The sequence below is a fragment of the Telluria sp. AZSoR62 genome, assembly GCF_058111565.1.
This window is the reverse complement of record NZ_JBYTST010000008.1, coordinates 219,362-232,895: the sequence shown is the minus strand read 5'-3', so window position 1 is coordinate 232,895 and position 13,534 is coordinate 219,362. Positions and strand designations below refer to the sequence as shown.

The following is a 13,534-nucleotide window of genomic DNA, read 5'->3' as shown; positions in this document are numbered from 1 at the left end:
GCGCAACACAAATCGAACCTCGGCATATCGCCAATCGCAGCCGCTTCAACCACGCGCACGCAGGTAACTATCGATCTCCTTGCCGTTCAGCTCAGTCTTCATTTCGTAGGTCATTCCCAGGCGCTGGGCCACGCGGCGCGATGATGCATTGCCGGGCGCGATCAGTGCCCGCACCGTCGGCTCTCCCCGAACCTCGAACGCATACTGCAAGACGGCCGCCGCCGCTTCGTTCGCAATGCCTTTTCCCCAGAATGCCCGATAGGTATTCCATCCCATCTCCATCACGCTTGCGTCGCAGCGGAAGAACGCGCCCACGCTGCCGACCAGTTGGCCTGTCTGCCGGTCCTCGATCGACCACCAGCCAGCCTGGTTGATGAGCCATAGACCGGCATGCGAGTTAAAGATGCGCCAAGCGGTCTGGCGGTCTGCCGATCCTAGATGCGCCGAGCTCTCGGCATGCGACAGATGATCCGCAAATAATTCGAAGTCTTCAATACGATATTCCCGAAGCGTCAGCCGGTCTGTGTAAAGGCGCGGTACGGAAATCGTCAGGGCGTGATCCATGAGAAGTGCATCCTTGAATGGCTCAGTGTGCCTGGTTTTTGCCGTCGGCAGCCGAATTTGCACGCAACAGTTCAAGCTGGTCGCCAACGATGTGCAGCGCTTCGCTCAACTGCGTCCGGTGGACGTCGACCCCAGTAGCGTTCGTGGCGCCGCCACCATCCGTATGAGCACGCAACATCGTTTGGTCGGACGGGTTGCTTGCCGTCCTGGCCGCATGGCGGCGCGCCAATGCCGGCACCAGCGCGTTGACCTCGTCGCGCTGCTTGAATGCGGCCGCAGGCGCGATGGGCACGGCCGGGAAAGCGGGCTGGCGCGCAGTTCCGCTGCGGCCGGGCGCGCCGGGAATGCGAACGTCCGGTGTCACGCCGACCTGCTCGAAGGTTTCTCCGCTGATGCGGTACACCTGTGCCACGGTCATCTTGAGTTCGCCGTAACGGATGGACGGGTTCGGCGCAAAGCGGTCCAGGGAAATCATGGTCTGCACGCTGGTGCGGCCAACACTCCGGTCGCCAATGACCAGGCCCCTGCCATGGTCCTGGATCGCAGCAGCGGCGATTTCGGCCGCCGCCGCCGAGCCTTCGTCGATCAGGACCGCCAGCGGGCCTTCCCAAACAGGGGCCTGTTCTGGGGTGAACTCGTGCTTGATTTTGCCGTCGAGCTCGCGCTGCAGCGCAACCGGCGCGCGGGGCAGGAACAGTCCGGCAAGGCCGATGGCCTGGGCGAGCGAACCGCCGCCATTGCCGCGCATGTCGAGCAGGACCGCATTGGCGTTCTGCGCTTTTGCCGTTTTCAACAGTTCGGCAACTTCACGGGCCATGCTGGTGTAATCGCCGATGCCGGCGCGTTTTGCCAGGAAGTCTTCGTAAAACGCGGGAATCGTCACGACTGCGATGCGGTAGCTGGCTCCCTTGCGCTCCAACACCTCGACCCTGGCCGTGGCGCGCCCGGCATCGCTGCGCACGGACGCAGGGGCACGCTCCAGCGCGACACGGCGCGGCGCACTGCCGTTGTCGGCGCCAGCCGGGCTGACATGCAGCACGACCGTCGTCCCGGGCACGCCGCGCAACAAGGCAATCACCTCGTCCAAACCCCAGCCGACGACGTCCGTCGCCGGCTGTCCGGCGCCCTGCTCCACGGCGACGATACGGTCGCCAAGCTGCACTTGGCCTGAACGCCGGGTGCTGCCGTCGCGGGCCATGTCATGCACCACGACCCATTCGCCCTGCTTTTTCAGTACGACGCCGACGCCTGCCTGGCCTGGCTCTCCGAGGCGTGAAGGCGCTGGCCCGGGCGGGGCGAAATAGGCGCCATGCGGGTCGAACGCGCCGACGTAGGCGTTCATGAAGACTTCGAAGGCGTCGCGCGTGGTCAACGCCCGGACGCGGGCCAGCCGGTTGTCGTTGCGGCGGGTGAGGATCGCCACGATCTCCGGGTCGCTAAAACCGGCGCCGCGCAAGCTCCTGACTTCCTCGGCCAACAGCTGGCGCCAGAGCGCCTGCCGTTCGGCGTCCGAGACCGGCCACGGCGCGCCGGCCGGTCGCTGTGCGGTTGCGGCGCTGTCCAGGGCGCTCAGCGGTCCGCGGATCGCCTCCGCGGTCCAGGCCAGCATCGTCGTCCTGCGAACGCGCATCTGCTCAAATAGCGTGAGCGCTGTGCCGAGCTGCCTGCTTTCGTCGGTGCGGGCGAGCTGCTCGCGGTGCGGCTCGAAGCTCGCGAGATCGGTACGGGTGAACAGCAGGCGGTCGGGGTCGAGCGCGTCCAGGTAACGATCGAGGACGGGCGCGCTTGCCCTGGAAGCTTGGACGGCAGGTTTATAGCGGTAACGCTCGAGAACGCGGGCGGTCCACAGGAAGGCTTCTTCCTGCGTCGCGCGCGACATCACCCCCGCCCCCGCCCCACCGGGCCCGTCGATGCTCCACAGGTAACTGACAGGGAACCAGCGCGGCGCCTCGTTCGCGTCGCCCGCCGGCGAGAAACGGCACTTGGCAAGCGCCGTGCGCGCCGCTTCGTCCAGGCTTGCGTAGCCGCTCGACTTGGCGATCTTCGAATCCCGCACGGTGCCGTCCGCGGCGACGAGGAAGAGCACGACCGCCTGGCCTGTGTGGCCGGCACGGAGATCGGCCTTGGGATACTCTGGTTTGCTGCACTTGCCGAAGTCGATCACGCGCGGCGATATGGCGCTGGAGGGCTCGTCTGCCGCCTGGGATGGAAGCGCAACTGCCAGCAGTGCCGCCATCGCGGCCATGGCCATGCCGGCGCCCGCTCTCCTGCCCATCTCTATCATGCGTGTCGCGCCCACCGGCAAGCCGTACTCAGCGCAGCACATGGTTGATCGCGAAACTGAACTTCACCTCGATCAGCGCATCGGCAGGAATCCCGGCCGGATGCGGATAGCGCGCCAGCGCGCGGTTGGCGACGCTGCTCAGCGCCGTCACGAAGCCGTCGCCCATCTTGCGGTTCTTGCGGTCGCGCAGCGTGTCGGCGCTGACCCAGCCGACCAGCTCGTACTCATGCGATTCTCCGCGCTGCAGGTCGATGCGCGGCACACCGGGCAGGAAGCGCAGCGTGACGTCGCCGCCGATGCCGTGGTCTGCGGCGAGCTCCGGGTATTTCACCTCGGCGGAAATGGTCGACAGCACCCCAGCCACGTAGTTGCAGAAGGCCAGCTGCTGCTTCGGCCAGGCGGCCAGTTCGGCGACGAAGCGGTCCGGGTCGGCCATGCCTTGCTTCGACACGCTGCAGGAGCCGGCGGGGAAGCCGGACCTCTTCCACGCCCACCACAGGGCGGCCGCCACGTCCCGGCCATTGGCCGGGTCGGCATAACCGGCGGCCAGGCGTGCGGCGCCATCCTGTTCGCCGGCGTCATGCGCCTGCACGTAGAAGCTCACCGCGCGCGACCAGTCGCGCTTGACGCAGATGCCGTTCTCGTACATCGATCCGGCCAGCAGGAACATCTCGGAATACGCGTTTTCCAGGCCGCTCTTGAGCCGCTTGACGGCCGTCTGGCAGTCGCGCGCGGCGATGCTGCCGCGGACGGCATCGACGGCCAGGCTGCCGGAATAGGTGCCGGCAGCGGCCGTGGGCGTCGCCGCGGCCAGGGCGAGCAGCAAGGAAGCGGTAAGGGATGCGCGCACGGCGGGGCCTTCCTGTCGGGTGGAGAAGGAAAGCACTCTAGCAGAACCGGGTGGCGTGAATTCTCTCCGATCGCCACACTTGCACGGATATCAGATATCGAGCGGATCGACTTCCAGCGACCAGCGCACGCGCGACTTCATGGCGCGCAGGATCTCGATCCACTCGCGCAGGAAGGCCTGCAGCGCCGGGCGCGAGTTCGATTCCACCAGCAGCTGGGCGCGGTCGACATTGTGCACGCGCGTCATCGTCATCGGGATCGGGTCGTTGATCATGATGCCTTCCAGCGGATAGCTGTCGCGCGCCGCTTCCAGGAAGGCGATCGCGGTCGCCAGCTCGGGTGCTTCCGCGCGCAACAGCGCCTGGTACATGTAGGGCGGCAGCCCGGCCTGGCGGCGTTCTTCCAGCAGGCTGCCGGCGAAGCGGTCGTAGTCGTGGCGCACCACGGCCCCGTACAGCGGATGGCTGGCGTAGCGCGTCTGCACCAGCACCTCGGACGCTGCCCCGGCGCGCCCGGCGCGGCCCGCCACCTGCATCAGCTGGGCGAACAGGCGTTCGCTGGCGCGGTAATCCTGCGAGAACAGCGCGGTGTCCGGGTTCAGGATGCCCACCAGGGTGAGCTTCTTGAAATCGTGGCCCTTGGCGACCATTTGCGTGCCGATCAGGATGTCCACCTCGCCCCGGTGCACGGTGTCGAAGGCCGCCTGGGCGCTGCCCTTGAGGCGGGTGGAATCGGCGTCGATGCGCAGGATGCGCGCTTCCGGGAACATCGCCTGCAGCCCTTCTTCCACGCGCTGGGTGCCGCGCCCGAGCGGTTGCAGGTCGACGTTGCCGCAGGTCGGGCAGTGGCGCGGGATGCGCAGCTCCAGGCTGCAGTGGTGGCAGCGCAGGCGGTGCTCGGGCTTGTGCAGCACCATGAACGAGGTGCAGCGGGTGCAGTTGCTGATCCAGCCGCAGGCTTCGCAGGTGATCACCGGGGCATAGCCGCGCCGGTTCAGGAACAGCAGCGACTGTTCGCCGCGATCCAGCCGCTGGCGCAGGGCCGCGACCAGCGCGCCGGTAAGGCCATCCTTGGCGCGGTCGCGCTCCATGTCGACCAGTTTCACGGTCGGCAGCACGGCGTCGCGCACGGCGCGCTCGCGCAGCTCCAGCTTGCGGTAGCGTTTTGTGCTGGCATGGTGCCAGCTCTCCAGCGAGGGCGTGGCCGAGCCGAGCACGATCGGGATCGCCAGCTGGTGCGCGCGCCACACCGCCAGGTCGCGCGCCGAATAGCGCAGGCCTTCCTGCTGCTTGTACGAAGGGTCGTGCTCTTCGTCGATGACGATCAGCTTCAAGTGCGGCAGCGAGGACAGGATTGCCAGGCGCGTGCCCAGCACGATGCGCGCCTTGCCGGCGTGCGCCGCCATCCAGTGCAGCGTGCGCTCGCCCTCGGACAGGCTGCTGTGCAGGGTCGCCAGCATCACGCCGGGAAAGCGTGCCCGGATATTGCCTTCCAGCTGGGGGGTCAGGTTGATCTCGGGGACCAGGATCAGGATCTGGGCATCCTCGTCGCGCGCCAGTACCTGGGCGCAGGCCTGCAGGTAGACCTCGGTCTTGCCGCTGCCGGTCACGCCATACAGCAGGATCGGGGTGAAACCTTCTGCTCCGCCGATCGCGTCGGCCGCCGTCTGCTGCTCCGGGTTCAGGGTGGGCATGCCGGAAGGCGTGGGATCGTGGGGCGTGGCGTCCTTGGCCAGTTTTTTCAGCGCGCGGTCCAGCGCCACGGTCTTGGGTACGCGCAGGTTCTTCGGCAGGCCCGGCAGCGCCACCTCGCCCAAGGGGCGCTGGTAATAGTCGGCCGCGAAACGGGCCAGCGCCAGCCAGCGCGCCGACAGCGGCGGCAACTGTCTGCGCACGGCCAAGGCGTCCTTGAGCTTGTCCGGCGGGACCTCGGACTGCTCCTTCACCGCCACGATCAGTCCCACCACCTCGCGCCGGGCAAACGGCACCAGCACCAGTTGGCCAACCAGCGGCTCGTCGCCCGGCTCGCAGGGCCAGCGGTAGTCGAAACAGCTGTTGAGCGGCGTATCGAGCGCGACTTCGAGGAAACAGTGTGCCAAAACCAACCTTCTCTTATCCCAGCAAGCTGTGGAAAACTTTGTGAATAGTGCGGTACTTGACCCCGCTGGAGGTTTACGTTAGATCAACCCAAATGCCAAAATTCACTTAGGAAATGCAAAAAATATTAATAGATTCAATGACTTGCAAAACACGACTTATCCCTGCTCACAAGCCCATCTGGAATCCCCTTGCTGTGCATAACTGCACATGTGGTGGGGGAAAACTCGCTGCGCTGCACCACACTCTTCACACCTTACTTGAAGAGTTGGGCTAAGTCCCCGTAAACGAAAGGGTTTTCACGAATCTCATCCACGCCTGTTGATAACTTTGTGAACAAGGCAGATAAAGCTGGGATATTTCACATGTAGTACAAACGACCTACTGTGTAAATCCACAGTTCTTTGAGTAAAAAATCCTTATGAATCAGCGTGTTGCGAAAATATTTCTAACGCCAAGATGTCCACAGGAATAAATTCGATGTTTTACCAACTTGTGTACAAGTGTGATTTTGCTGCGGCAAGGTTTGCCGCAGCTGGCAGCCTAGCTCAGGCAGTACGCTGCTTGCGGCTGAAGCTGTGGACGGCTTCCACCATCGCCGTCACCGACTCGGGCGGCGTGAACTGCGAAATGCCGTGGCCGAGATTGAAGACGTGGCCATGGCCGGCCGAAGGAGTGCCATAGGCAGTCAAACTGCGCTCGACTTCGGCGCGGATCTGCTCCGGCGCGGCAAACAGGATGGCCGGGTCGAGGTTGCCCTGCAGGGCGACGCGGTCGCCCACCTGCGCACGTGCGCGGCCCAGGTTCACGGTCCAGTCCAGGCCCAGCGCATCGGCGCCGATGTCGGCCATTTCGTCCAGCCACAAGCCGCCGCCCTTGGTGAAGACGATCGCCGGGATGCGCACGCCGTCTTTTTCGCGCTGCAGCTGGCCCAGGATCTGGCGCATGTAGTTCAGCGAGAATTCCTGGTAAGCGCCATCGGCCAGCGCGCCGCCCCAGGAATCGAAGATCATCACGGCCTGGGCGCCGGCGTCGATCTGGGCGTTCAGGTACTGGGCCACGGCGCGCGCATTGGTTTCCAGGATGTGGTGCATCAGGTCGGGACGCGTGTACATCATCTTCTTGACGGTGTGGAATTCACGCGAGCCGGCGCCTTCGACCATGTAGCAGGCCAGCGTCCATGGGCTGCCCGAGAAGCCGATCAGGGGCACGCGGCCGTTGATCTCGGTGCGGATCTGGGTCACCGCCTTGAAGACATAGTCGAGCGACGCCATATCCGGTACTGCCAGTGCGCGCACTGCCTCTTCGCTGCGCAGCGGACGCTCGAATTTCGGGCCCTCGCCATCGGCGAAATACAGGCCCAGGCCCATTGCATCCGGCACCGTCAGGATGTCCGAGAACAGGATCGAGGCGTCCAGCGGGAAGCGGTCGAGCGGCTGCAGGGTCACTTCGGTGGCATAGTCGGGATTCTTCGCCAGCCCCAGGAACGAGCCGGCGCGTTCGCGCGTGGCGCGGTATTCCGGCAGGTAGCGGCCCGCCTGGCGCATCAGCCATACCGGGGTGTAGTCGGTCGGCTGGCGCAGCAGCGCACGCAGGAAAGTGTCGTTCTGGAGCGGGGCAAATTGTGGCATGGCTGACAATAGAAGACGGAAGGAAAACGCCTATTATCGCATCCCCGGGCCCCCACTTATAATGCCATTCCAGTCTTTGAAGGAAGCCGTCATGACCAAACAGCAAGCCCCCTGCGGCACGTGGACTTCCCCGGTCAGCGCCGCCGTCGTTGCGGCCGGCGCCACCCCGCTGGCCTCCCTGATGCTCGACGGCGCCAGTTTGACCTGGCTGGAAGGCCGCGCCAGTGAGGCGGGACGCTCGACGCTGGTGGGCGGCGCCGGCGAATTGACGCCGGCGCCGTTCAACGTGCGCAGCAAGGTGCATGAATACGGCGGGGGCGCCTATACGGTCGCCGACGGCGTGGCCTGGTTCTCGAACCATGCGGACGGCCGCCTGTACCGGGTGCAGCCGGGCGGCGCGCCGGCCGCGCTCACAGGCGACAACGCGCACCGTTACGCCGACTTCGTGGTCGACGCCGGACGACAGCGGCTGGTGACGGTGCGCGAAGACCATTCCGCCGGCGGCCACTACCCCGTCAACACGATCGCCGCCGTCGGCTTCGACGGCGTTGAGACCGTGCTCGTGGACGGCAACGATTTCTATGCCGCGCCGCGCATCTCGCCCGATGGCCGCCACCTGGCCTGGCTGTGCTGGGACCATCCGCGCATGCCCTGGGAGGGCAGCGAGCTGTGGCTGGCCGATATCCTCGAGGACGGCAGCCTGGCCAATGGCCGGCTGATCGCGGGCGGGCCGCAGGAATCGATCTGCCAGCCCGAATGGTCGCCCGGCGGCTTGCTGCACTTCGTGTCCGACCGCAGCGGCTGGTGGAACCTGTACCGCTACGACCATGGCGTGGTGCATGCGCTGTGCCCGCGCGCGGCCGAATTCGGCGCGCCGCAATGGACCTTCGGCGGCTCGCTCTACGGCTTCCGCGCGGAGGACGACATCGTCTGCGCCTATATCGAGGACGGCGTGAGCAAGCTGGCGCGCCTGCGCAGCGGGGTGCTCACCGAGATCGCCACGCCCTATGAGGAAATCCGCGAGCTGCGCGTCAACAGCGAGACCGTCGCGCTGCTGGGCGGCGCGCCGGCGCTCGCGCTGGAACTGGCCCGCATCGACATCGACACCGGCAGGCACGAGGTGCTGGCGCGATCGATCGCATCGCTCCCGCCGGCGGGTTATCTCGCGCGCCCGCGCAGCATCAGCTATCCGAGCGCGAGCGGGCGCACCGCCCATGCCTTCCACTACCCGCCCGCCAATGCCGACTTCGCGCCGCAGGACGGCGAATTGCCGCCCTTGATCGTCATCGGCCACGGCGGCCCGACCGGCATGGCGTCGAGCACCCTGAAACTGGCGACGCAGTTCTGGACCAGCCGCGGTTTCGCCGTGCTGGACGTGAACTACGGCGGCAGCACGGGCTTTGGGCGCGCCTACCGCGACCTGCTCAAGGGCCAGTGGGGCGTGGTCGACGTCGAGGACTGCGTGGCCGGCGCGCGCTACCTGAGCGAACAAGGCCTGGCCGATTTCGAGCGCCTCCTGGTGCGCGGCAGCAGCGCCGGCGGCCTGACCACCTTGTGCGCCTTGGCCTTCCACGACGTGTTCAAGGCCGGCGCCTGCTATTACGGCGTGTCCGACCTGGCCGGGCTCGACGCCGACTCGCACAAGTTCGAATCGCACTACAACCAGTACCTGATCGCCCCGCCCGAACGCGCCGAGCGCGTCTACCGCGAGCGCTCGCCGATCCACCACACCGATAAGCTGAACCGGCCGATGATCTTCTTCCAGGGCCTGGACGACATGGTGGTGCCGCCGCAGCAATCCGAGACGATGGTCGAGGCGCTGCGCGCGCGCAAGCTGCCGGTGGCTTACCTCACCCTCGAGGGCGAGGGCCATGGTTTCCGCAAAGCCGAGAGTGTGGTGCGCACGCTGGAAGCGGAACTGGTGTTCTACCTGCGCGTCTTCCAGCTCCCCATTCCTGCAGGCCTGCCTGCGGTCGACATCGAGAACCTGCCGCCTGCATGACCCTGAACCAACTGGACCCGGGCGAGCAGGCGATCCTGGGCTTGCTGGCGCTGGCCGGCGAGCCGATGGGCCGCCAGCGCATCCTCGAACACCTGATGGCCGCCGGCCTGCCGCTGCCGCCCGAGCAATGGGCGGCCGAGCTCGAACACCTGCGCGCGGCCGGCCTGGTGACCGATGTGGTCGGGCGCGGCTTTTCCATCGCCCCCGCCGCGACCTGGCCGGCGCTGGCCCAGGCGCTCGATACCGGCCTGTTCCCGACCCTGCAGGCAGCCTACGAACGCGTGACGCCGCTGCGGCGCGACTGGCAGGGCACGCCCGTGCTGCGCAGCTACCGCCAGGGCCTGGCGCTGCTGCGCATCGCCCTGCTCACGCGCGAAAGCCCGGCGGTCGTCACGCCGCTGCTGGCCGCCTGCCTGCGCTGCCATGAAGCGTCCTACCTGCACCCGCTGGTCGAGGTCTGCGCACGCCCCTTCGACGCGGCCATCCTGGACTACCTCCACCCGTCACTGGTGGACGGCGTGCTGGCCACCCTGGTGCAGCACACCCAGCGCGAGCCGGCGATGGCCCCGGCCATCCGGGCCGCCGCCGAAGCGCAGACCGACCCGTCGGTGGCGCTGCGCCTGGCGCTGGGCGAGCACCTGATCCTGTGCGGACGGCTCGATGACGCTGCGCTGCTGCTGGCGGAAGTCGACGATGCGGCCGGCCTGTTCCTGCGCAACGTGATCGCACTGCTGCGCGACGATGCGGACATCGCCCTGCCCGGCATCGAGGCGGCGCTCAAGGCGCTGCGCCGCGAAACCGGCAAGCGCAAGGCCATCTTCGAGGGCATCGGCGCCCACCTCTACCTGGCCGCCCTCTTGCGCAGCAACCAGCCGGCCCATTTGAAACTGGCCGACGCCTGGCTCGATATCGCCACGCGCGCCGTGCAGCGCCCGGAGACCGCCGTGGTCTTCCAGCTCAGCATGCTGCAGGAAATCCGGCGCGGCACCGTCGACGCCGAGGTGCTGGCCTCGCGCAATTGGGAGATGGCGCTCGAGCCGTTTACCTTCCGCGCGCTGATGCACCACTGGCTCGGCCTGCCGCAGCTGGCAGCCAAGCGCAAGGAAATCGAGGACATGCTGGGGCAGTCCGAGCGCGCCGGCTTCGACCTGCTGTCGGCCCAGCTGGCGGCGCTGCTCGGCCAGCTCGGCTTCGTCGGCCAGGAAGCCTACGCCAGCGAGCTGCGCAAACTGCACCGCTTCACCGACCTGACGCACTGGTTCGAGCGCGAAGAGCCCTGGGAGCGCCAGCTCAATGCCCTGATCAACCTGCAGCCTGCCTTGAACACGGAAGTCGTGCGCGAATCGCGCCTGGCCTGGATGATCCGCTACGACGAGCACCTGGGCGTGCAGGAGCTCGAGCCGCGCGAGCAAAAGCGCGACGCCCAGGGCGGCTGGAGCCGCGGGCGCGCCGTGGGCCTGAAGCGCCTGGCCGAAGAAGCTTCCGCGCTCGACTTCCTCACCGCGCAGGACGTGGCGGCGGTGGCCTCGATCGGCGGCCGGCGCTATTACGGCAGCACCGGCATCCGCTTCGAGTTCGAGCTCGACAAGGCGCTGGCGGCCCTGGTCGGCCACCCGCTGCTGTTCTGGATGGAGTCGCCCGGCACGCGGGTGGAACTGCTGCCGGGCGAACCGGAGCTCCTGGTAAAGGCGCGCGGCGGCAAGGTGTCGATTACCCTGCATCCCACGCCGGGCGACCAGGACGGCGACGTGATCGTCACCCGCGAGACACCGACCCGCCTGCGCCTGGTGCGCATCCTCGAGGAGCACCGCCGCATCGCGGCCATCGTCGGCGAGGGCCTGGAGGTGCCGGCCGAAGCCGAGCGCCGCGTGCTGCGCGCGATCAGCGCCATCTCGGCGATCGTCACCGTGCAGTCGGATATCGGCGCCAGCCCGGGCGACATCGAGCAGGTGGCGGCCGACCCGCGCCTGCACCTGCACCTGCGCCCTTACCAGCAAGGCATGCGCATGCAGATCCTGGTGCGCCCGCTGCCGGGCAACGGCGCCTATTACCAGCCCGGCGCCGGCGGGGAAAACGTGATCGGCGACGTCGACGGCGTGCGCACCGAGGCCAGGCGCGACCTGAACGCCGAGCGCGAGGCCGAGCGCCAGCTGGTGGGCGCCTGCCGTGCGCTCGAGCAGGGAGAGCTGGACCACGGCGAATGGCTGCTTGGCCAACCCTTGCTGTGCCTGGAATTCGTGGAAGAACTGCGCGAGCTCGACCCGTCGAAAGTGGTGGTGGCCTGGCCGGAAGGCGAGAAATTCCGCGTCGCGAAACGCGCCAATGCCAAATCGGTGCGGGTCCAGATCCGGCGCGACAAGGACTGGTTCGCGGCCAGCGGCGAGGTGGTCATCGACGAGAACCGCGTGATGGACCTGGGCGCACTGCTGGCCCGCATCCGTGAAGAGAAGAGCCGCTTCGTCGCGCTGGGCGACAACGAATACCTGGCCCTGAGCGACGAGCTGCACCGCCGCCTGATGGAACTGGCCGATTACGGTAGCTTGCATGGGGACGAGCTGCGCATGCATCCGCTGGCCAGCTTCTCGCTGGCGGAACTGGCGCGCGATGCGGGCGGCGTGGCGGGCGACGAGGAGTGGCGCAAGCATCTGGAACGCATGGCCGCCAGCGAAGCCTTCACGCCCGCGCTGCCCTCGACCCTGCAGGCCGAGCTGCGCGACTACCAGCGCGAAGGCTTCGAATGGCTCGCACGCCTGGCCCACTGGGGCGTGGGCGCCTGCCTGGCCGACGATATGGGCCTGGGCAAGACGCTGCAGGCGCTGGCCCTGCTCCTGATGCGCGCGCCCACCGGTCCGGCCCTGGTGGTGGCGCCGACTTCGGTCTGCCTGAACTGGATCGCCGAAGCCCAGCGCTTCGCGCCCACGCTGAATCTCAAACTGTTCGGGCCGGGCGACCGCGCCGCGACGGTCGACGAAGCCGGTCCCTTCGACGTGGTGGTGGTGAGCTACGGCCTGCTGCAGCTGGAAGCGGCCATGTTCGCCAAGCGCAGCTGGCACAGCATCGTGCTGGACGAGGCGCAGGCCATCAAGAACATGCACACCAAGCGCTCGCAAGCCGTGATGGCGCTACAGGGCGACTTCCGCATGGCCGCCACCGGCACGCCGCTGGAAAATCACTTGGGCGAACTGTGGAACCTGTTCAGGTTCATCAACCCGGGATTGCTGGGCAGCGCCGACCAGTTCCAGCTGCGCTTTGCGGGCCCGATCGAGAAAGCCCAGGACAAGCGCGCCGAAGCTGGCGCGCGCATGCGCCTGCGCCGGCTGACGCAACCCTTCATCCTGCGCCGCACCAAGGCGCAGGTGCTCAGCGAGCTGCCGCCGCGCACCGAGATCGTGCTGCCGGTCGAACTCACGCAGGACGAAAGCGCGCTGTATGAATCGCTGCGGCGCCAGGCGCTCGACAAGCTGGCCTCGCTCGAAGCGCCCGAGAACCAGAAATCGATCGAGATCCTGGCCGAGATGATGCGGCTGCGCCGCGCCTGCTGCAATCCGGAGCTGGTCGCGCCCGGCGCCGGCATCGTCAGCAGCAAGCTGGTGGCCTTTGCGCGCCTGGTCGACGGCCTGCTGGAGAACAGGCACAAGGCACTGGTGTTCAGCCAGTTCGTGGACCACCTGAGCCTGATCCGCAAGTATTTGGATGGGAAGAACATCCCCTACCAGTACCTCGACGGCGCCACCTCGATGCAGGAGCGCAAACGCCGCGTGGATGCCTTCCAGGCCGGCGAAGGGGAACTGTTCCTCATCAGCCTGAAGGCGGGCGGCGTCGGTATCAACTTGACCGCGGCCGACTACGTGATCCACATGGACCCGTGGTGGAATCCGGCGGTGGAAGACCAGGCCTCGGACCGCGCCCACCGCATGGGCCAGCAGCGGCCGGTGACGATCTACCGGCTGGTGGCGCGCGGCACCATCGAGGAAGGCATCGTCGACCTGCACCACCGCAAGCGCGGCCTGGCCGACAGCCTGCTGGAAGGCACCGACATGGCGGCGCGCCTGTCGCCGGGCGAGATGCTGGCGATGCTCAAGCAGGGCTTGGGGACCTGAGCCGGAAG

The 13,534-nt window shown here is 67.2% G+C and carries 7 protein-coding genes; 2 read left to right on the top strand and 5 right to left on the bottom strand.

Annotated elements, in window-relative coordinates:
• Positions 1 to 45: 45 nt before the first annotated feature.
• The 5 genes from AC3XQU_RS14620 to hemE all read right to left on the bottom strand — a co-directional run bounded on the left by AC3XQU_RS14620 (position 46) and on the right by hemE (position 7,424).
• Positions 46 to 564: a GNAT family N-acetyltransferase gene (locus AC3XQU_RS14620; RefSeq protein ID WP_489874887.1), complete on the bottom strand. Its 519-nt coding sequence runs from the start codon at positions 562 to 564 to the stop codon at positions 46 to 48.
• A 22-nt stretch (positions 565 to 586) separates the two neighbouring features.
• Positions 587 to 2,815, bottom strand: coding sequence for a TonB family protein (locus tag AC3XQU_RS14615; protein ID WP_489874886.1), 2,229 nt, complete (start codon positions 2,813 to 2,815; stop codon positions 587 to 589).
• A gap of 61 nt (positions 2,816 to 2,876) precedes the next feature.
• Complete coding sequence (locus AC3XQU_RS14610) at positions 2,877 to 3,698, bottom strand: SEL1-like repeat protein (protein WP_489874885.1); 822 nt, start codon at positions 3,696 to 3,698, stop codon at positions 2,877 to 2,879.
• Between the two features lie 90 nt (positions 3,699 to 3,788).
• Positions 3,789 to 5,795 (bottom strand): primosomal protein N', encoded by a 2,007-nt coding sequence (locus AC3XQU_RS14605; RefSeq protein ID WP_489874884.1) that lies wholly within the window; start codon positions 5,793 to 5,795, stop codon positions 3,789 to 3,791.
• A 546-nt stretch (positions 5,796 to 6,341) separates the two neighbouring features.
• A complete protein-coding gene (gene hemE, locus AC3XQU_RS14600) occupies positions 6,342 to 7,424 on the bottom strand; it encodes a uroporphyrinogen decarboxylase (RefSeq protein WP_489874883.1) in 1,083 nt (360 codons plus the stop codon).
• 91 nt (positions 7,425 to 7,515) lie between these two features.
• On the opposite strand from hemE, the gene AC3XQU_RS14595 reads away from it, so the two are divergent.
• On the top strand, positions 7,516 to 9,426 hold the full coding sequence (locus tag AC3XQU_RS14595) for a S9 family peptidase (RefSeq protein WP_489874882.1): 1,911 nt from the start codon (positions 7,516 to 7,518) through the stop codon (positions 9,424 to 9,426).
• Positions 9,423 to 13,526 (top strand): DEAD/DEAH box helicase, encoded by a 4,104-nt coding sequence (locus tag AC3XQU_RS14590; protein WP_489874881.1) that lies wholly within the window; start codon positions 9,423 to 9,425, stop codon positions 13,524 to 13,526. Before AC3XQU_RS14595 ends, AC3XQU_RS14590 begins: the two co-directional genes overlap by 4 nt.
• Positions 13,527 to 13,534: the final 8 nt, after the last annotated feature.